Source organism: Mesorhizobium sp. M0292 (assembly GCF_040321695.1).
GTDB lineage: Bacteria > Pseudomonadota > Alphaproteobacteria > Rhizobiales > Rhizobiaceae > Mesorhizobium.
The window spans coordinates 54,103-72,488 of sequence record NZ_JAMYSB010000030.1; the positions used below are offsets into that span (position 1 = coordinate 54,103).

Genomic DNA, 18,386 nt, shown 5'->3' on the forward strand with positions numbered 1-18,386 from the left:
GTTCCGAAGGAGGCACTCGGCAGCAGGCCTATCGGGCGGATGGGGCCAAAACGGATCGGAAACGTTCAGTTGAAAACAGACATATCAGCGTATTTTCGCCTTGCCGGCCCGATGCGGCCGGCACGGCTCGTCGCCACGTGCCTCGCTCTGTCGCTCGCGGTTCCGGCCATGGCCGACGAGTACCGGCTCGGCTCGCAGGACAAGCTCAACATCCGCGTCGCCGAGTGGCAGACGGTGGAAGGCACGTTCCGTGACTGGTCGGCGGTAAACGGCGAATATTCGGTCGGTCCAGCCGGCAATTTGTCGGTGCCGTTCGTCGGCGAACTGCCGGCCGCCGGCAAGACCACGTCGGAGGTTGCGACCGCGATCAGCGTCGCCCTGCAGCGCAAGCTTGCCTTGTCGGACAAGCCGGAAGCCTCGGTGGAAATGGTGCAGTTCCGGCCGTTCTACATCTCGGGCGAGATCCAGACGTCGGGCCAGTTTCCCTATGTGCCGGAGCTGACCGTGCTCAAGGCGATCAGCATCGCCGGCGGCATCCGGCGCAACGCCGATTTCGGCACCCAGCTCGGCAAGGATCTGATCACCGCCAAGGGCAATTTCGACATTTATGACGACCAGCGCGTGCGGTTGATCGTCAAGCGTGCCCGCATCGATGCCGATCTCGCCGGCAAGGAGAGTTTCGAGGCGCCTAAGGAAGTCGAGGGCGACCCGCGCCTGGCGACAATCGTCGCCGACGAAATGCAGATCCTGATCTCCGACCAGAAAGCGTTGAAGCTGAAGCTGCAGGCGCTTGACGATCTGAAAGGGGTCCTGCAGTCCGAAATCGAGGCGCTGCAGAAAAAGATCGTCAACCAGCAAAAGCAGGTCGACCTGGCGCAGCAGCAGGCGGACAGTATCGGTCCGCTGGCGCAAAAGGGCTTGGTCGCCAACGCACGCCTGCTTTCCTCGCAACAGTCGGTCACCGATCTGCAGGGCAAGATCCTGGACTATGAGACGGCGATCCTCACCGCCAAGCAGTCGGTCAGCAAGGCGACGCAGGATGCCATCGATGCCCAGAACACGTTGAACTCGAGACTTGCCGCCGACCGGCAGCAGGTCGAAGCAGACCTCAACGAAGCCGCACTCAGGGTCAACATGCAACAGGGCCTGATGGCCCAGGCATCGGACCCGGCCACGACCGCCGCCATCACAAACCACAATGAAGAGCCGGCGCTCATCTATTCGCTGGTGCGCGTGACGGACGGCAAGACCAGCGAGATCGACGCCAAGGAAGATACGCCGGTGCTGCCGGGCGACGTCATCAAGGTGAAGCTGGCGCCGACGGCCAGCCAGTAACCTGTTTGTTTGGAGCAATTCCGGACGGAAAACCGTTTCCCACTTTTCCCGGAATTGCTCTAGCGCTCGGGCTCGCTCGGCGAGGCCCGCGCGATGGAGGCGGGAGGAACCAGTTCGGCTCGTTCGCGCCAGGGTGCGGGCGGGAACTTCCGTTTTTCGACCGCTTGAAGGCATTCCATGCAGCCCGCCGCACCGCGCCACGTCTACCTCAATCTCGATGCCATCCGCGGCGTCGCGGCGATCAGCGTCATGCTCTACCACTTCTCGCCGTTCCTGGCCGCCGGCAAGGTGCTGCCGTCGAGCTATTTGGCCGTCGACCTGTTCTTCCTGCTCAGCGGCTTCGTCATCGCGCATGCCTATGACCGCAAGATCGAAAACGGCATGGGCGTCGGCACCTTCGTGGCGATCCGCCTGATACGCCTCTACCCGCTCTACCTCGCCGGCACGCTGCTCGGTTTCTTCTATCTCGTCGTCAAGAACCGGCTGATTCCGGCGGAATACATGCCGATCTCCGAGATCGGCACCATGCTGACGACCGGCATGTTCTTCATCCCGCTGGTCAGCGATGCCTATCACACGATCTTTCCGCTCAACCCCGCGTCGTGGTCGCTGTTCTTCGAGCTGATCGTCAACATAGCCTATGTCGCCGTCTTCTTCCTGCTGACGAAACGCGTGCTGAGCACGCTCATCGCCGTCAGTCTGGTGTTGCTGGTGGTCGTCTCTATCATTGCCGGCACCCTCGACTTCGGCATGACCGGATCGACTATCATCAGCGGCCTGCCACGCGTCTGTTTCTCGTTCTTCCTGGGCGTGCTGCTTTGCCGGTCCATGACACGCTATCAAAGCGGGCTCGGCTTTCTGCGGCGCGGCTGGTGGATAGAGGCCGCGATCGCACTGACGCTCGTTGTCTTTGCCATCGCGCCGGTCGGCGGCGCGCGCGTCGCCTACGATCTCGCCTGCGTCGTCTTTGTTTTCCCGGCGCTGGTGGTGGTCGGCACTATTGCGCCGACGGCGCCGCGCCTGTCAGGCCTCTATGGCTGGCTGGGGCGGATTTCCTACCCGATCTACATCATCCACACGCCGCTGCTGATGATCATCGCCGGGGCGGGCAAGGCCGCAGCGATCGACCCGTTCGCGCATCATCCCTGGTTCGGCATCGTCATGGCGGTTTCGGTCATCGTCATCGCCGACATCGCCACGCGCGTCTATGACGAGCCGTTGCGCCGCTTCCTGCAGCGGCTGATGCTGCGCAAGCGCGCCGTCGCCTGAGATAAGCAAGTCAGACGCGCGCCGGCATGCGGCCGTTGGCGGTGTTCTCGTCCGGCACCGGAACATAGGCCCGCCTTGCCCTGGCGAGCGGCACCGGGCGCAGCTTGAACAGGCCGTAATAGACGATGAACGAGGCCATGAAATAGGGGCCGAGGATCTCGACCTCGAAGAAGGAGCGGATCAGCATCATGCCGACCGCGCCGGCGAGCACCACCGAATCGGCGCTCCAGTCACCGAACACCACCTTCGAAACATGGCCCCAGAAGGAGCGCAGGATGATCAGCGCCAGCATCGTCACGCCGATGAAGCCGAGCTCGACCAGCGTCTCGATATAGGTGTTGTGGAAATGGAAGCCGGTGCGGGTGGAGATGTAGAACTCGGCCCAGAGCCGTTCCGGATCGGCAAAACCCTGGATCCAGTAGGCGGCATAGCCATAACCGAGCACCGGACGCTGCTGCGCGGCGGCCCAGCCCTGTTCCCAGAGATAGGTGCGGCCGGTCAGCGTCGAATCCTTGCCGAAGATGCCGAGCACGACATCGAGCAAGCCAAGGTTCAGCGCAGCCATCACACCGCCCACCAGCGCCGTAGCGCCGACGACGAACAGCACGCGGCGGTAGCGGCGTGACAGAACCTTGCTCATGGCAAGCAAGGCAACGACACCGATCACCGCCGGAAGCGAAGCGACCGACGTCGCCGAGTGGGCGATCGCCAGCATATAGACCGACAGCAGGATGATCGGCGCGGTCCAGACGAAGCTCATCCAGTTGCGCCGGTAGAAGGCCAGAAAAGCGAAGCAGAAGAAGATGCCGAGCGAGGCGAAGAAGCCGATCTGGTTCTTGGAGCCGAAGGCGCCGACGAAATTGGTGGTGCCGTCGATAGTGTCGAGCGCATAGGCGCCAACCTTCAGCGAATACAGCAGCACGATGAAGATGCCGATCAGCGAGCCCAGCACCAGCGTGCGCGTGCTGATGGTGCGCGCCGCGATGTAGGCGCACAGCATGTGGGAGAAATATTGCAGCCCCGCCCGCGCGCTGGTGCCGGCCGCTTGCGACCAGAACAGCGACAGGCAGACATAGGCCGCAAACAGCAGCGGCAGCCAGGCGCTGGAGAGATCGCGGGCGAAACGCCGGTAATCGACGAACAGCAGCGGCAGCCATACCAGATAGTAGGCGAGGATCAGGATCTGGCCGAAATTGGTGGAGTAGGCGAAGGCAAAGACCGACACCGCAACGGCGAAGGCGGCATAGGCCTTGTTGTTGTCCGGATCGATCAGAATGGATTTCGGGATCTTCATATCCGTACCGGATTTCTCATGCTGCCGCCTTTCGGCTGGGCTGAAGCGCCCATGGTCGGCTTTTCTGCGTCAGGTCCGCCCTTGCATGCGCGATCGCCGGAACCTGCCCTTGCCGGACCCCTATCAGCGGGCGTCCATTGTGCAGTGCACAATATAACCTCTATGCCTGTCACTCAATGGTAAATTTGCCGCGAGGGGTAAAGTTGCCGCAGGCAGGGCCAAAACGACCATGCAACCGACAAATGGCGTTAATGCGGCTCGCTCGTTCGAAAATACAAGCTGTGGCCGCTACCACAGCGCTCCGCCGGTGATCTGGATGTTTTCCATGGTGATGCCCTTGGCCAGATCCGAGCACAGGAACACGGCTAGAGCCGCGATTTCCTGCGGCTGCAGCATGCGCTGCTGGGGATTGCCCTTGGCGATCTCGGCCATCGCTTCCTCGGCGGTTCTGCCCTTGCCCTCACGCTCGACGACCTGCGCCACGTTGCGGCGCATCAGTTCGGTCTCGACCCAGGTCGGGCTGATCATGACGCAAGTGACACCGTGCGCGGCGCCTTCCAGCGCTACACAGCGGGTAAGGCCGAGCAGCCCGGCCTTCGAGGCGCAGTAGGCCGGGTTGTCCTTCCAGCCGACGGAAGCCGCCGTCGAGCCGATGTTGACGATACGGCCCCAGCCGCGCTCGATCATGCCGGGCAGCACAGCTCGGGTGACGCGGAACGCTCCGCTGAGATTGGTGTCGATGATCTTGTCCCACAGCGCGTCGGAATGGCCGCAGACCGGCTGTTCGGCGGTGGTGCCCGCGGCATTGACCAGTATGTCGGCCGGGCCGATGGCGGCCTGCACGTCGGCTGCAAACCGGTTGGTCACCTCGCTGTCGCGGACATCGAGATGGGCGGCACAAACCCTGGTGCCGTGTGCCGACAGGGCCAACCGCACGCCCTCGAGTTCATCGGCGCCGGGATAGTAGGCGGCGTCGGATCTGTCGGCGCCGGCGGGCGCGATGTAGGAGCCGACGGCGACATTGGCGCCGGCTTGCGCCAGGGCCGTAGCAATGGCGAAACCCATGCCGGAAAACCCGCCGGTGACGATGGCGCTGCGGCCGGAAAGGTCTGTCATGGTGGGCAGTCTCCGATGCGACGTACGATGCGTTTATTCATAGTCCGTCGCCGGCTAGGAGCGCTACCTTGCCGGCAACGCGGCCGTAACATCGAGTTTCGCTAAAGCGGTTTGCCCAGCCACTCGCGGTAGAAGCCTTCGAGATCTGGCTCGAAATCATGGACGATCGGGTAGCCCGGCGCCGCCGCTTCCACTTCGTGCATGGTGCCGCATTGTGGACAGATGAATTCGCGAATTTCCATCCATTGCGGATCGGGGATATCGCTGTTGGGATAGATCTCGCGCAGCGCTTCCTCGGTGTTTCGCACGTTGATCGCAGCCTTGAGCTTCCAGTTCTTGCGGTAGTCGCCGAAGGAGTGGCCGCATTCGCAGCGGGTGATCCGTTCATCGCCGCTTTGGCAGATGAAGAGGTGATCCGAGACCGGCAGCAGGATCGGGTCCTTCCATTCGACACGGTCCTGATAGACGGCGAGCATCTTGAAGAAGCGGTCGTCGTCCTTGTAGGCGCTCATGATGCGCTTTGTCTGCGGCCAGGGCAGCTTGCCGGCTGAGAGATCGCCGAGGACTTCCTTGCTGTATGAGGTCATGCCTTTGCTCCCGGCATGAAGATCGATCTGGCGTCGACGGTCCAGAAATCACTGAAATCCCTGGTGAAGCGCGACGATAGCTTGATCGCGCTGGCATACATTTTCTTCACCTCGGGCGCGAAGTCGGCCTTCTCGACACGGCCGCGTTCGGCAGCGATCCAGTCCGAAACCGGGATCGCCTTGGCCAGACGCTCTCTGCGCATGGCGGCACGACGTTCGACGGTGGCGTCGATATCGGCAACCGGATAACCCTCGGCGTCGTCCTTCAGCACGATGCCGAAAATCTGGATCGCCGCCTGGCGGGTGAGAAAACCGTTCTCGACATCCCAGGCGGTCTTGACCGGATCGCGCTCCAGCACGTCGCCGTAGCCGCCGCCACCATTGTAGGAATGGCTGAAGATGTCCCCCGACTTGTGCGGCGAGGTGATGTAGGGGCCTTCGACCACGGCATGGTCGCCGCCGATGTTCTTCTCGTAGTCGGAGACATGCGGATCGATACCTGGGGCATGCGCGAGCGGTTCGCCTTTTGCCGCCAGTTCGTGGATGTTGGAGTTGCGCACCGCGCGATGCTTCTGGCAGGTCGGCGCGGGATAACCGCCGCACATGCCGCCATTGTCGAATACCCGCGAGGAGTGTTCCGAAGTGTGCAGTCGCAGGTGCGAGGTCTTGTTGATCAGCCAGGTCGAGACGAAGGAACAGCCGCCGCGATATTTGCCGGCGCCGCCCGAATTGGGCATGATCGAGCGGCCGATATAGACCATCGGCATCGACTGTTCCCAGACCTCGATGTTGCCCATGTCGGATTCCGGATTCCAGCCGACATAGGCGGTGTCGAGGCCATCGGCGATGGCGAGCGCGCCGGAGCCGGCGGCGGCGCATTCGAAATGCGCCATGCCGAACGGCGTGCCGTACTGGCTTTCGCCGCCCATCTCGATCATCGGGCTGTTGACCTGGCCGACGAAGGCTTCCTCGACGAAGCCGCGCGCGACGAAGCCGCGCGACAAAAGGCGCTGGAACACGCCATAGGCCGGCAGCAGCAGCGCCCAGGATGTGGCGGTCGCCACCATCTCATTGTCGGGGTTGGTCCAGGTGCCGTGCGGCAGCTTCAGCTCGGTCGCCATCCAGGCGCCGTCATTGACCAGGCCCTCGAAATTCATGTGCTGGGTCAAGGTGACGAACATGCCTCCATCCATGCCGGCCGGCGTGCAGTTCATCGAATGGTAGCCCCAGGGCTGCGTGCCCTCGAAGTCCATGGTGATCTTGCCGTCGGTGGTGATCTCCATCTCGATCGGGATGTTGTAGAGCCAGTCGGGATCGCCAAGCAGCTGGAAGCCGGGCTTGCCCGCCGTGACATGGCCGTAGAAGGTGTGGCCGCGATAGATGCCGGGCACCGTGAGTTGGCGGGTGCGGGCGAGCTGGGCGCGACGGCCCTCCTCGATGAACTCCTTCGACACCTTCATCCAGTAGTCGAGGCCGATGTCGGAGATCAGCTGCTTGACGCTTTCGCGCATGTCGATGCAGGAGGCGACCTTGGCCTTCTCGTCCAGCACCCAGTAGATCGGCATGCGCAGATTGCGCTCGCAGCGGATGACGTAGTCGCGGCGGATCTCGTCATTCTCGCCGATCTTTTCGGCGCAGACGAACAGGCCTTCGGTGAAGCGCTCTTGCGCCAGGCAGACGTCGCCGCCGGGCGTGATGCCGCCGGCCTCGAGCTCATGGCAGACGGCACCTGCCCAGCCGACAAGCGTGCCTTCATGGAAGATCGGCACCACGTCCATGACGTCGGGCACCTGCACGGTGCCGATGAAGGCATCGTTGTTGGCAAAGATGTCGCCTTCGCGGATCTTCGGGTTTTCCTCGTAATTGTTCTCGATCATCCATTTGATGAAGCGGCTCATCGTGTGGACGTGGACCATGATGCCGTTGGACAGCGCGATCGCATCGCCCTCGGGCGTATAGATCGCCACCACCATTTCGCCGACTTCGCGCACGCCGGGCGAGGCCGAGATGCGGCGGGCCATTTCGCGGGCCGAGACGCAATAGGCGCGCAGCTTGGTGTGCAGCGTCTCGAACTTCAGCGGGTCCTGGTTGCGTAGCGTGAGCTCGGTGATGCCGTCATAGCAGCCGGTCTCTTCCATCAGCCGTTCTGAATCGAGCAATCGTTCGCGAAGGCGCAGGGCCGAGGCAGGTTTGTCCAACATGGCGGTGCCCTTTCAAGAATGGGTGTAATGCAGCAGCGTCCACTCATCGACGTGGACACGGTCCTGCGGATGAACAACGAGCGTGGTGGCGGGATGTTCGATGATGGCCGGACCGATCACCTCATGGCCGGGCTGCAGTAGGTCCATCTCGTAGAGATTGGCCTTGTGCCAGCGGCCACCGATATAGACCTCGCGCACACCCTTGTGGGCGGCCGCCGGGTCCGATCTGCCGAGCGGGCGCTTGAGCAGCACCGGCTTGACCTTGTCGGCGGTGGCGATCAATCCGAGCTCGGTGATGGTGAAGCCGGCTTCGCCATAGCGCGAAACGCGGTGGTTGACCTTGGCGTAGACCGCCTCGAATTCGTCGATGACCCTGCGCATGTCGTCGGTCGAATTGACCTCGGCAAGCGGCGCCATGACCTCGACATCCTCGAGCTGGCCGGTGTAGCGCATCATCAGGAACGGCACGGTCTTGATCTTGTCTCTGATATGGCCGTCGCTGATCATCTCGTCGACCGCCGCCTTGGTGAGATCATTCCAGACGTCGGTGACCTTCTTGCCGAAAGCGAGCAGCTCGCTATCGCTTGCGCGGGCGCCGATGTCGTGCTGCGTCGACACCGAATGCCGACGCATGAAATCGGCGGTGGTGCAGCCGAAGGCCGAGAAGGCGGCGGCAAACTGGAAGGTGATGATGTCCTTGAAGCCGATGCCCCTGGAGCAGCCGGCCAGATGCAGCGGACCCGAGCCGCCATAGGACAGCAGCGTGAATTCCGAGGGATGGATGCCCTGGCCGGAAATGACCCGGCGCAGCGCGTTGTTGGCATCGGCTTCCAGCATGTCGATCATGCCTTCGGCAGCCTCCTCGACCCCGACGCCAAGGATGCTGGAGCATTTTTCCTCAAACGCTTTGCGCGCCTTCTCGACCTGCAAGACGACCTTGCCGCCGAGGAAATAATACGGGTTGAGGCGGCCTAGTATGGCGTCGCAATCGGCGATGGTGGGTTCAGTGCCGCCCTTGGCGAAGCAGATGGGGCCGGGGTCGGAACCGGCGCTTTCCGGCCCGAGCGAGACTTTCTTGGTCAGCGGGTCGACCTTGAGGATCATGCCGGCGCCGGCGCCGATCGTGTCGAGATGCAACGTCGGCACGTTGAGCTTGAAACGGTCCATCAGCGGCTCGTTCTCGATCCGCGTCTGGCCGCGCGAAATGACGCCCATGTCGAAGGAGGTGCCGCCCATGTCCGAGCAGATCAGGGAGTCGTTGCCGATGAGCTTGCCGACATAGGCCGCGCCGAGAATACCGCCGATCGGGCCCGAAATCATGGTTTCGTGCAGGCGCGGATGATTGATCGAGGTCAGGCCGCCAAAGGAGAGCAAAGTCTGCACGCCGTATTTGAAGCCGTATTTCTTCGAGACGTCCTCGATACCCCTAAGCTGCTTGCGGCCGCGCGACGTCGCGTAGGCCTCGATCAGCACCGAGTTCAGCCGCGACTGTTCGCGAATGACCGGGCGGACTTCGTGGCTGGTGTAGACGAGAATGTCGGCGCCGGCCTTCTGCACTTCCTCGCGGCAGATCTCGGCGATGCGCTTCTCGTGCACCGGATTGACGTGCGAGAAGATGGTCATGATGCAGATCGCCTCGACCTTGTCGGCGATCAGCTTCCTGGCTGCAGTCGCGACCTCATGCTCGTAGAGCGGCAGCACGATGTCGCCGAACTGGTCGATGCGCTCGGTGACGCCATGGGTGCGGCGGCGTGGCACCAGCGGATCGGGATGGTGGTGGGTGACCGCATGCAGCCTGTCGGCATAGGAATAGTCGGCCCAGGCCTGCAGGCCGCGGCCCATCAGGATCATGTCTTCCAGACCCTTGGTGGTGATCAGGCCGAGTCGGCGGCCGGTGCGCGACAGCAGCGTGTTGAGCATGCCGGTGCCGGAATAGAGCACGACGTTGACGCCGGAAAAGAGCTGCTCCAGCGAGATGCCCCAGGCATCGGCCGCATCCTCGGCCGAGGCCAGGAAACCCTCGGCCTCGTTCTTCGGCGTGGTTGCCGACTTGCCGATCTTGAAGTGGCCGTCCTGGTCGACAAGGATCGTGTCGGTCATGGTGCCGCCGGCGTCGATGCCGATGACGATTGGATTGCCGACGATGGGGCTGGTGAGGTTGGGTTGGGTCACGGTCGCCTCAGGATTGCTCTAGGATGGCTCAAGCTAGATCCCTTGGGCGGCCTTGCGCCATATGCCAAAAGACACAATGACTGCCGGACCGGGATCGCCGAGAAAAGGGCATGCGCATGGGCAATATCTGGGGGCCGCTCGCCAGGGCGATTGCCGCCGCCGGTACGGACAGGCATGTCGACTGCCTGATTGACCTGATCGGAGCCGATATCGAGCACGATCTCGTCACCGTGACCCGATATTCGGCGACGCAGACGCCGGAATTCATCAAGCACCGGCGCTTCTCCGACGAGATGGTCCGGCGCTATCTCGACAATTACTACGTCTTCGACCCGTTCTATGCCTCGTGGCGGCGTGAACGCCGGCTGGGCATCCTGCCGCTGAAGCGGCTTGCCGACGACGAAGCCAAACGGGGCCAGTACATAGCCGGCTTCCTGGCGCAGTCGGAGATCTGCGACGAGGTCGGCATCATGCTGGCCGATGGCGGCGACTGGTGCCTCGGCATCTTCCTCGACCGCTCGACCTCCACCTTCAAGGAGAGCGAGATCGCCCTGCTGGACGAGCGGCTGCCGGTGTTCGGGGCCTTGCATGCGCTCGACATCAAGGCGCGCGGCACCGAGTTCTCTCGCACATGGGCGCCGACCGGCCCCGGCGCCTCGCCCCGGCAGGAGCCGACCATCCCGGCGAGCCTGTGGCCGGAGCTGTCGCTGCGCGAGCGGGAATTGGTGCAGTTGATCCTGGCGGGACATCCGACCGCCAACATCGCGGAACGGCTCGGCATCGCCGTCGGCACGGTGAAGAACCACCGCCGCCGCATCTACGAGAAGCTCGACATAACCACCGAACGGGAGCTGTTTTTGCAGTTCTTCCAGCATCAGGCAGACGGTTAGTCCGCCATCGATATGGCCGTCAGTCGTGCAATTGCCTGGAAATCGGCGGGCCGACAGTAAAGCCGGAGAATGTTACCTCAAACCCTTCGCGCTGCGGCGAGCAGCACATCATGCCGACATCGACGGATTTGGAGATCGGGAAATAAGCCAGCCGCACCGGCTTCCACTTGCCATCGGTGGTATCAAGATATTGGATGCGGATCGCCTCGGCATGGCGGGTCAGCCGGATGCGCACGCCGTCGGGGCCGGTGGGAATGCTGAGCAGCGACCAGTCCGAGGTGTCGTTGGTGACCACCACCGAAAAGTAAGCCAGCCCGTCGGTGTATTCGATGCCGGCCTTGATCCAGTGCGTTTCACTCAGCCGCAGCATCAGCCCGGCCTGGTCGTAGAGCACCTTGTAGTCGCCCTTGACGGTGACTTCGGCGCTGAAGTCACCCTCGACCGGCCGATACAGGAAATGGCCATTGTCACGCCAGAAACCGTAAAAGGTTTCGCGCCAGAAGTCGGTTTCCCCGCCGGTGCGCACATGCACGATGCCATCGCCGAAGGCATGGTGCGGCGGCGGGTTGAGCCAGGTCAGGGCCTCTTTCGCCGCTGCCATCGGGTCACCCGTCGATCAGCCGGCGAATGTATAGGCTGTCTTCACCGTGGTGTAGAACTCCGCGGCATAGCGGCCCTGCTCGCGCGGGCCGTAGCTCGATCCCTTTCGGCCACCGAACGGGACGTGGAAATCGACGCCGGCGGTCGGCAGATTGACCATCACCATGCCGGCCTCGGAATTGCGCCGGAAATGCGTGGCATGCTTGAGGCTAGAGGTGCAGATGCCGGAGGTCAGGCCGAAGGGGGTGTCGTTGGCAACCGCAAGCGCCTCGTCATAGTCCTTGACGCGAATGACGTTGGCTACCGGCCCGAAGATTTCTTCCCGCGAAGTGCGCATGGCGTTGGTGCTCTCGGTAAACAGCGCCGGCCGGAGGTAGAAGCCGGGCGTTTCGCGATCGAGCCGCTCGCCGCCGAAGGCAAGGTTGGCGCCTTCCTGGCTGCCGATGGCGATGTAATCCTCGTCCTGCTTCAGCTGGCTCGCATCGACGACGGGCCCGATCTGGGTCTTGGCATCAAGCGCATCGCCGACGACGAGTTTTTCCAGACGCTCCTTGAGCGCGGCGACGAAGCGGTCGTGAATGCCCTCGGTCACCACCAGGCGCGACGATGCCGTGCAGCGCTGGCCGGTCGAGAAATAGGCGCCGTTGATGGCGCACTCGACAGCCGTGGCGAGGTCGGCGTCGTCGAGCACAACCATCGGGTTCTTGCCGCCCATTTCGAGCTGGAACTTGCGCATGTGCTCGACGCTTGCCGCGGCGACGCGTTTGCCGGTGCCGACCGAGCCGGTGAAGGTGATGGCGTTGAGGTCGGGGCTGTCGAGCATGGCCTGGCCGACCACCGAGCCCTTGCCCATGACCAGGTTGAGCACGCCTTTCGGCAGGCCGGCGCGGTGCAGGATGTCGACAATGGTCCAGGCGCTTTCGGGGACGAGTTCGGCCGGCTTGAAGACGATGGTGTTGCCATGCGTGAGTGCCGGCGCGATTTTCCAGGTGGGAATGGCGATGGGGAAATTCCACGGCGTGATGATGCCGACGACGCCGACGGCTTCGCGGGTGATCTCGACGCCGACGCCCGGGCGAACGCTGGGCACCAATTCACCCGACAGGCGCAGCGTCTCGCCGGCGAAGAAGTCGAAGATCTGGGCGGCGCGGATGGTCTCGCCAATGCCCTCGGCCAGCGTCTTGCCCTCTTCGCGCGACAGCGCGCGGCCGATCTCGTCCTTGCGCGCCATGATCTCGTCCGACGCCTTTTTCAGCACGGCGTGGCGCACCAGCGGCGCCGAACGCGACCAGGCCGGGAAGGCGGCTTTGGCCGCCGCTATGGCCTGCTTTGCCTGTTCGGCGCCCGCCGAGGCATATTCGCCAACGACATCGCCCGTGTTCGAGGGATTGATGTTGCGCGAGCCGGCCTCGCCCACCCACTCGCCATCGATCAGATTTTTACGAAACAGGCTCATGTCGCGGTTTCCTTGTATTGGTTCGCTGGGGGTGCCGTACGCCTGAATATTTATCAGACAAATGACGACACTGTGAGGGCTGAAATCTAGCTGCGGACTGGATAGCCGATGGCGCGCGGCTATGAAAGCCGCGACCTCAAGATGGACAATATGAAGCGGCCCTGTCAGGTCGGAAAAGTCCAGAACAGGCAAGCCAGCGTCGCCGCGGCGAAGATGACGAAGAACAAGCTCCTGAGCAGGATGTTGCGGCGCAGCTCGTTCATGGTGAAATGGCTGCCAACGATGGCCGCGGCGAACAGGAAACGCCAGTTCAGGAGCGCCCACAGCACGCTGCTCTGGCCGAAAGCCCAGCGGGCGACGAGACAGCCGACAATTGTGGCGAACAGGGCAATCACCGCCCAGAACAGCGCATCCGCAGCATGGGTCAAGACGATGCCGGCGGCGCGGATCGGCAGGATCATCATCAGCATGGCGCCGAAAAAATAGACGGCGGCGAGTGGCAGGAACGACCCGGCATCGGCGATGCCGTCCAGCCGCCTCACCCCGATCGCGCCATAGGGATAGCCGTGCCTGGCGACCGCCAGGCTGAGCGCCATGAGCAATGCGGTGAGCACCGCGACCAATGCGAATGTAATGAGGGCCTTGCTCATGCCGTTCCTTGCTTTGAGGCCCTGTCAGAGCCGAATCACGAGGAACGATTTTAGCGCACGGTCCGCGATTGCGCGTCAGCTTTGGTGAGCGCCGATCTTCACCGGTCGCTGTTTTCGAAGGCCCCCATGCCTTGCGCGATCAGATTAGTGGCCATGACCAGCGAGACGATGGCCGCCGAGTTGAAGATCACCACCCACCATTTGCCGCCGGTCAGGAAGCCGTAGCCGTCGGCAACGGCCAGCCCCCAATCGGCGGAAGGCGGCTGGATGCCGAGGCCTAGGAAGCTCAGCGTCGCGATCGAGAAGAAGGCGTAGCCAAGCCTTGTGACCAGCTCGATGAGGATGGTTTCCCTGACATTGGGCAGGATCTCGAGGAACATGATGGCAAGAGCGCTCTCGCCGCCGAGACGGGCGGCGCTGACATAGTCGCGGTCGCGCTGTTCGCGCACGGCGGCGCGCACCGTTCGCGCCACCAGCGGCGCATAGGCGATGCCGATCACCAGGATGACGGTGAGGTTGGACGGCCCGAGCGCGACCAGCGTCATGGTGACGAGCACGATGAAGGGAAAAGCCATCAGCGTGTCGAGCAGCCTGGCGCCGATGGCGTCGATCAGCCCGTCGAAATAGCCGAGCACGAGGCCAAGCACACTGCCGGCGGCTACGCCGAGCAGGGTTGCTGCCGGCGCGACCAGCAGGATGTCACGCGAGCCGACGACGATGCGCGACAGCACGTCACGACCGAGCTGGTCGGTGCCGAACCAGTGCGCCGCGTCGGGCGGCGCCAGCATGACGAGGAAATCCTCGGCATAGGGATCGTAGGGCACAAACAGGCTGCCGAACACGGCACAGCCGACCCAGAACAGCAGGATCAGCGAGCCGATGATGACCGAGGGCGGCAGCTGCGAAACAGTCTCGCGGATGCGACTTGCTGCCCGCCAGCGCAGCGTACGGCGCTCCGGCAATTCCATCAGTTCCATCATGGCGAGACACGGCGGCGCTGCCGCGGATCGAGCAAGGCATTCACGAGATCGCCTGCCGCGGCCGACAGCACGAAGATGGTCGCCATGACCAGCACGCCGGCTTCGAGCATCGGGAAATCGCGCGCCTTCGCGGCGTTGAGGACAAGGTTGCCGAGGCCCTGTATGCCGAACAGCGCTTCGATGACCACCAGACCACCCAGCATGTAACCGGTCTGGGTCGCGAGCACGGCGATGGTCGGCGTCAGCGCATTACGCAGCACGTGCCGGATGAGTATCTCGCGACGCTCGAGGCCCTTCAGGACGGCGGTGCGCGTATAGTCGGCGGCCAGCGCCTCGATCACGCCGGCCCGCGTCATGCGGGCGATGTAGCCGGCAAGGTTCAGCACCAGCGGCAGCGCCGGCAGGATCAGGTAATAGCCACTGACCCAGAGCCCGGCGCCATCGGGAGCAGCGCCGGTGATCGGGAACCAGTTCAGCCACAGGCCGAAGACGATGAGCAACAGCAGGCCGGAGACGAAGTCCGGGACAATGCCGAAGGACACGCCGGCGAGTACGATCAGGCGGTCGATAAAGCGGCCCTGGTTGAGACCGGCGACGATGCCGGCGCCGATGCCCAGCGGCAGCAGAAAGACGAGGATAATTCCGGCAAGGGCCGCCGAGCGCTTGAAGCTTTCCAGAACGAAGGGCGCCACCGGCAAACGCAGCGACAGGGAGGTGCCGAAGTCGCCTGACAGCACGCTGCTGAACCAGTGCCAGTATTGCACGAGCACCGGCTGGTCGGCGCCGAGCTGCCTGTTCAGCGCCGCGACGGCCTCGGCATCGGCGAACGGTCCGAGCATGAGGCGGCCGACATCGCCGGGCAGAACCTGCCCGGCGAAGAACACCAGCATGCTGACCAACCACAGCGTGAGCAGAAGCGAGGCTGCCCGCACCGACACAGTGCGGCCGGTCAGCATCGGATTCCGGTGCCCGGAGTGGCTGGACGTCTCGCAATCATGCCTGGGCGAACGTCACGCGGTCGAGCAGCAGATGCGAGATTGCCGTGAAGCGGACGCCCTCGACCTTCGATGAGACGATCCGGCTGTATTGCGAGAAGTAGCTGATGATCAGCGGCGTCTCATCCAGCAGCAAGGTCTGGATCTTGCCCGCGGCAAGGCGTTGCGCCTGAAGGTCGCGGGCCTTGCCGTATTCGAGCAGCAGCCCGTCATAGGCCGGGTTGTTGAAATGCGCGGCGTTCCAGGCGCCCGAACTCTTCAGCGTCGCGTTGAGGAAGATGTCGGGCGTGCCGCGATGTCCGAAATCGGTAATGCCGAGATTGGAATCGAGCCATGGCGACGAGCCGAACTTCGCCGAGCCATAATAGGCGTCCTGCGGCAGCACGTTGAGCTTGATGTCGATGCCGGCCTTCTTGGCAAAATTCTGGATCAGCACGGCATAATCGGGAATGTCATAGGCGCGCTCGGTGGTCAGCGTCACCGGGAAGCCGTTCGGCACGCCGGCTTCGCCAAGCAGGCGCTTGGCCTCGGCGATGTCCTGCTTGCGCTGCGGCACCGACGGATCGGCCGAGGGGAAGATCGGCGCGAACGGGGTGTCGTTGCCGACGATGGCGCGGCCCTTGAGCAAGCCCTTGACCACCGCCTCGCGGTCGATGGTGAGCGCCAAGGCGCGGCGAATGCGCTTGTCGGTGAACGGCGCCTGGTCGGTCCGCAGATGCACCTCGTCATGCGAACTTGCCTGCACGCTGAGCAGCTTGAAGTTGGGATTGCCCTCGATCGCCAATTCCAGCCGGGTCGTGCTCGGGATGACGTCGAGCTGGCCGGCCTGCAGCGCCAGCACCTGCGCCTGCTCGTCGTCGAAGAACTTGATTTCGACGCGGTCGGGCAGCGCCTTGTCGCCCCAATAGTCAGGGTTGCGCACGAAGCTGGCGCCCTGCTTGGGGCGGAAGGATTCGAGCTTGAACGGGCCGGTGCCGTTGAAATTCTTTTCGAAATCGCCGGCATAGTCGGCCGGCAGTATTACGGCGTTGTAGACGTCGGAGGAGACATAGAAGGGGAAGTTGCTGTTGGGCCCGTCGAGATCAAAGGCGACTGTCTGGTCGTCGACGACCTTGGCGCCGCCCTTGGACAGGATGCCCTTATAGGCAGACAAAGCGGACGAACCGCTGGCCGGATCGACCAGCCGCTCGAAGCTCGCCACCACATCCTTGGCGGTGACGGTGCGGCCGTCGTGGAATTTCACGCCCGGCCGCAATTTGAAGGTCCAGCGGCTGGCGGTCTCGTCGGCCTCCCACGACAGAGCGAGCTTGGGCTGCAGACCGTCCTTGGGATCGTCGAGGATGAGATATTCGCCGACCTGGCTGATGACGCCGATGCTGGCCGGATCGGTGATGGAGACGGGATCGATCGCCTTGGTCGGCTGTCCGAGCCCAACGCGGACCGTGCCGCCGGCGCCGGCAGCGCGCGCCGTGCCGAAACCAGCAAGTCCCTGCGAGGCGGCAAAGCCGGTGAGGCCGATCAAGGCTGCGTATTTTAGGAGATCGCGGCGCTTGAGGAAGCCGGCCTGGTGCTCATCGACGGCGACGTTCCAGATGTCGCCGGACAGATTGCGAAGCGTATCGATGTCGTTGCGTTTGGTCATTTTGAAACCCCTGTCTGAAATGACTGTTGAATGGCTTAAGCGACTGGTTCGCCGTCGAGATGGATGCGGTCGACGGCTTGCGGGTAGAAGGCGATGAGGCCCTTGATCTTGGGCATTTCGGCAATGGGATCGCGGTAGCTCCAAGCGATATCAGGGCTCACCGAGCCGTCGGCGCGCCGGCCCGACCAGTAGGAGGCGATGCCCTTGTAGGGACAGCGCGTCGTGCTGTCCGAAGCGGTCAGCCGGTCGAGCCTGACATCGTCCGGGTGCAGGTAGAAACGCGTCGGCAGATGCGTTTCGAACAGAAGCACCGGGCGATGGCTTTCGGCGATCACTTCGCCGTCGAACCAGGTCTGGACGTGACTTGAACTCTGCAGCACATCGATGCGTGCGTATGGATCGCGGGCGTGGACGAAGACCTGTTCTTCCTCCTCGAACCATTGGTCGACCGCCTTCCAGGTGAAGGCGATACGCCCGGCCAGCGGCGACAGGCTTTCATCCGGCGGCGCGACAAACGACCAGGCCGCGTTGGGCGAAGCTTTTTCTCCCGTCTCCAGGTTCCAATAGGTGGTTTCGCCACCGACGGGATGGGGCTGGCTATGCTCGGACGGCTTCAAGAGCGAGCGGTCCACCGACGAGGCCGGGAAGAAATAGATCGGCAGGAAATGGTTGGAGCGCAGCACCAGGACGTTGCGGCTGTCGGCGATGGTGCGGCCGGCGAATTTGACCCGAATGCGCTTGGGGCTGTGCAGAACATTGATGAGCTGCGGAGCCGTGGCTTCGCGGGGCTGGAGTTTTGGCGCTGCGGTCATACCAATTGCTCCAAGTCAGGATACGGCGCGCACATTGTCGCGCTGTTCGGTGAAGCGGTTGGCCGGCCGCGCCAGGCCGAAACGGTCCCGCAGCGTCCCCGGCGCATATTCGGTGGGGAATACGCCGCGGCGCTGCAGTTCCGGCACGACCTGCTCGGCAAAATTCACCCAATCCTCCGGCAGCAGCGGGAACATCAGGTTGAAGCCGTCGGCGGCACCTGCCTCGAACCAGTCCTGCAGCTGATCGGCGATCTGGTTCGGTGTGGCGACGCCCGGGGGCACCGCACCCCGGTTGGCGGGCATGCGCGCGGTATAGCGCAGAGGGTGGGTATGGGTAGGCCATTGCATGACGCGCGTGAGGGGGGGGGGGGCGCCCGGGAAGGTGGG

15 protein-coding genes and 1 pseudogene are annotated in these 18,386 nt (G+C 63.4%); 3 read left to right on the plus strand and 13 right to left on the minus strand.

Annotated features, from left to right (window positions below; all coding sequences use genetic code 11):
• Positions 1-111: 111 nt before the first annotated feature.
• Both NKI96_RS29200 and NKI96_RS29205 read left to right on the plus strand, forming a co-directional pair.
• Positions 112-1,335 (plus strand): polysaccharide biosynthesis/export family protein, encoded by a 1,224-nt coding sequence (locus NKI96_RS29200; RefSeq protein ID WP_352807422.1) that lies wholly within the window; start codon positions 112-114, stop codon positions 1,333-1,335.
• A gap of 177 nt (positions 1,336-1,512) precedes the next feature.
• A complete protein-coding gene (locus NKI96_RS29205; protein WP_352807402.1) occupies positions 1,513-2,604 on the plus strand; it encodes an acyltransferase family protein in 1,092 nt (363 codons plus the stop codon).
• A gap of 10 nt (positions 2,605-2,614) precedes the next feature.
• Here NKI96_RS29205 and NKI96_RS29210 read toward each other — a convergent pair whose 3' ends face one another.
• The 5 genes from NKI96_RS29210 to NKI96_RS29230 form a co-directional block, all read right to left on the minus strand.
• Entirely contained in the window at positions 2,615-3,898 is a 1,284-nt protein-coding gene (locus NKI96_RS29210) for an O-antigen ligase family protein (protein WP_023689977.1), read from the minus strand.
• A 288-nt stretch (positions 3,899-4,186) separates the two neighbouring features.
• Entirely contained in the window at positions 4,187-5,014 is an 828-nt protein-coding gene (locus NKI96_RS29215; RefSeq protein WP_352807405.1) for an SDR family NAD(P)-dependent oxidoreductase, read from the minus strand.
• A 101-nt stretch (positions 5,015-5,115) separates the two neighbouring features.
• Entirely contained in the window at positions 5,116-5,601 is a 486-nt protein-coding gene (locus NKI96_RS29220) for an acetone carboxylase subunit gamma (protein WP_352807407.1), read from the minus strand.
• Positions 5,598-7,802 carry a hydantoinase B/oxoprolinase family protein gene (locus tag NKI96_RS29225; protein ID WP_352807409.1) on the minus strand — a complete coding sequence of 735 codons (2,205 nt, stop codon included), beginning with the start codon at positions 7,800-7,802 and terminating at the stop codon, positions 5,598-5,600. Before NKI96_RS29225 ends, NKI96_RS29220 begins: the two co-directional genes overlap by 4 nt.
• 12 nt (positions 7,803-7,814) lie before the next feature.
• Positions 7,815-9,974, minus strand: a complete 2,160-nt coding sequence (locus NKI96_RS29230; protein ID WP_352807412.1) for a hydantoinase/oxoprolinase family protein — start codon at positions 9,972-9,974, stop codon at positions 7,815-7,817.
• A 110-nt stretch (positions 9,975-10,084) separates the two neighbouring features.
• On the opposite strand from NKI96_RS29230, the gene NKI96_RS29235 reads away from it, so the two are divergent.
• Complete coding sequence (locus NKI96_RS29235; protein ID WP_023729653.1) at positions 10,085-10,864, plus strand: helix-turn-helix transcriptional regulator; 780 nt, start codon at positions 10,085-10,087, stop codon at positions 10,862-10,864.
• Positions 10,865-10,883: 19 nt separating this feature from the next.
• On the opposite strand, the gene NKI96_RS29240 is transcribed toward NKI96_RS29235, so the two are convergent.
• The 8 genes and pseudogenes from NKI96_RS29240 to NKI96_RS29275 all read right to left on the minus strand — a co-directional run.
• Entirely contained in the window at positions 10,884-11,465 is a 582-nt protein-coding gene (locus tag NKI96_RS29240) for a DUF1349 domain-containing protein (RefSeq protein WP_023729654.1), read from the minus strand.
• Positions 11,466-11,480: 15 nt separating this feature from the next.
• Positions 11,481-12,920 (minus strand): aldehyde dehydrogenase family protein, encoded by a 1,440-nt coding sequence (locus NKI96_RS29245; protein WP_352807415.1) that lies wholly within the window; start codon positions 12,918-12,920, stop codon positions 11,481-11,483.
• Between the two features lie 164 nt (positions 12,921-13,084).
• On the minus strand, positions 13,085-13,570 hold the full coding sequence (locus NKI96_RS29250) for a hypothetical protein (RefSeq protein ID WP_023694218.1): 486 nt from the start codon (positions 13,568-13,570) through the stop codon (positions 13,085-13,087).
• 98 nt (positions 13,571-13,668) lie between these two features.
• A complete protein-coding gene (locus tag NKI96_RS29255) occupies positions 13,669-14,550 on the minus strand; it encodes an ABC transporter permease (RefSeq protein WP_023742540.1) in 882 nt (293 codons plus the stop codon).
• Entirely contained in the window at positions 14,547-15,506 is a 960-nt protein-coding gene (locus tag NKI96_RS29260) for an ABC transporter permease (protein ID WP_031195253.1), read from the minus strand. Before NKI96_RS29260 ends, NKI96_RS29255 begins: the two co-directional genes overlap by 4 nt.
• A gap of 37 nt (positions 15,507-15,543) precedes the next feature.
• Positions 15,544-17,187 (minus strand): ABC transporter substrate-binding protein, encoded by a 1,644-nt coding sequence (locus NKI96_RS29265; RefSeq protein ID WP_023738076.1) that lies wholly within the window; start codon positions 17,185-17,187, stop codon positions 15,544-15,546.
• A gap of 35 nt (positions 17,188-17,222) precedes the next feature.
• Positions 17,223-17,999: a DUF427 domain-containing protein gene (locus NKI96_RS29270; RefSeq protein ID WP_352807418.1), complete on the minus strand. Its 777-nt coding sequence runs from the start codon at positions 17,997-17,999 to the stop codon at positions 17,223-17,225.
• A 15-nt stretch (positions 18,000-18,014) separates the two neighbouring features.
• Positions 18,015-18,386: pseudogene (locus tag NKI96_RS29275) on the minus strand (LLM class flavin-dependent oxidoreductase); the annotation flags it as partial.

Excerpts from the sequence above, each read along its gene's own strand:
- NKI96_RS29270 (WP_352807418.1), bottom strand. The coding sequence starts at position 17,999 with ATGACCGCAGCGCCAAAACTCCAGCCCCGCGAAGCCACGGCTCCGCAG.
- NKI96_RS29225 (WP_352807409.1), bottom strand. The coding sequence starts at position 7,802 with ATGTTGGACAAACCTGCCTCGGCCCTGCGCCTTCGCGAACGATTGCTC.
- NKI96_RS29220 (WP_352807407.1), bottom strand. The coding sequence starts at position 5,601 with ATGACCTCATACAGCAAGGAAGTCCTCGGCGATCTCTCAGCCGGCAAG.
- NKI96_RS29255 (WP_023742540.1), bottom strand. The coding sequence starts at position 14,550 with ATGATGGAACTGATGGAATTGCCGGAGCGCCGTACGCTGCGCTGGCGG.
- NKI96_RS29250 (WP_023694218.1), bottom strand. The coding sequence starts at position 13,570 with ATGAGCAAGGCCCTCATTACATTCGCATTGGTCGCGGTGCTCACCGCA.
- NKI96_RS29265 (WP_023738076.1), bottom strand. The coding sequence starts at position 17,187 with ATGACCAAACGCAACGACATCGATACGCTTCGCAATCTGTCCGGCGAC.
- NKI96_RS29205 (WP_352807402.1), top strand. The coding sequence starts at position 1,513 with ATGCAGCCCGCCGCACCGCGCCACGTCTACCTCAATCTCGATGCCATC.
- NKI96_RS29245 (WP_352807415.1), bottom strand. The coding sequence starts at position 12,920 with ATGAGCCTGTTTCGTAAAAATCTGATCGATGGCGAGTGGGTGGGCGAG.
- NKI96_RS29240 (WP_023729654.1), bottom strand. The coding sequence starts at position 11,465 with ATGGCAGCGGCGAAAGAGGCCCTGACCTGGCTCAACCCGCCGCCGCAC.
- NKI96_RS29200 (WP_352807422.1), top strand. The coding sequence starts at position 112 with ATGCGGCCGGCACGGCTCGTCGCCACGTGCCTCGCTCTGTCGCTCGCG.
- NKI96_RS29260 (WP_031195253.1), bottom strand. The coding sequence starts at position 15,506 with ATGCTGACCGGCCGCACTGTGTCGGTGCGGGCAGCCTCGCTTCTGCTC.
- NKI96_RS29215 (WP_352807405.1), bottom strand. The coding sequence starts at position 5,014 with ATGACAGACCTTTCCGGCCGCAGCGCCATCGTCACCGGCGGGTTTTCC.
- NKI96_RS29235 (WP_023729653.1), top strand. The coding sequence starts at position 10,085 with ATGCGCATGGGCAATATCTGGGGGCCGCTCGCCAGGGCGATTGCCGCC.
- NKI96_RS29210 (WP_023689977.1), bottom strand. The coding sequence starts at position 3,898 with ATGAAGATCCCGAAATCCATTCTGATCGATCCGGACAACAACAAGGCC.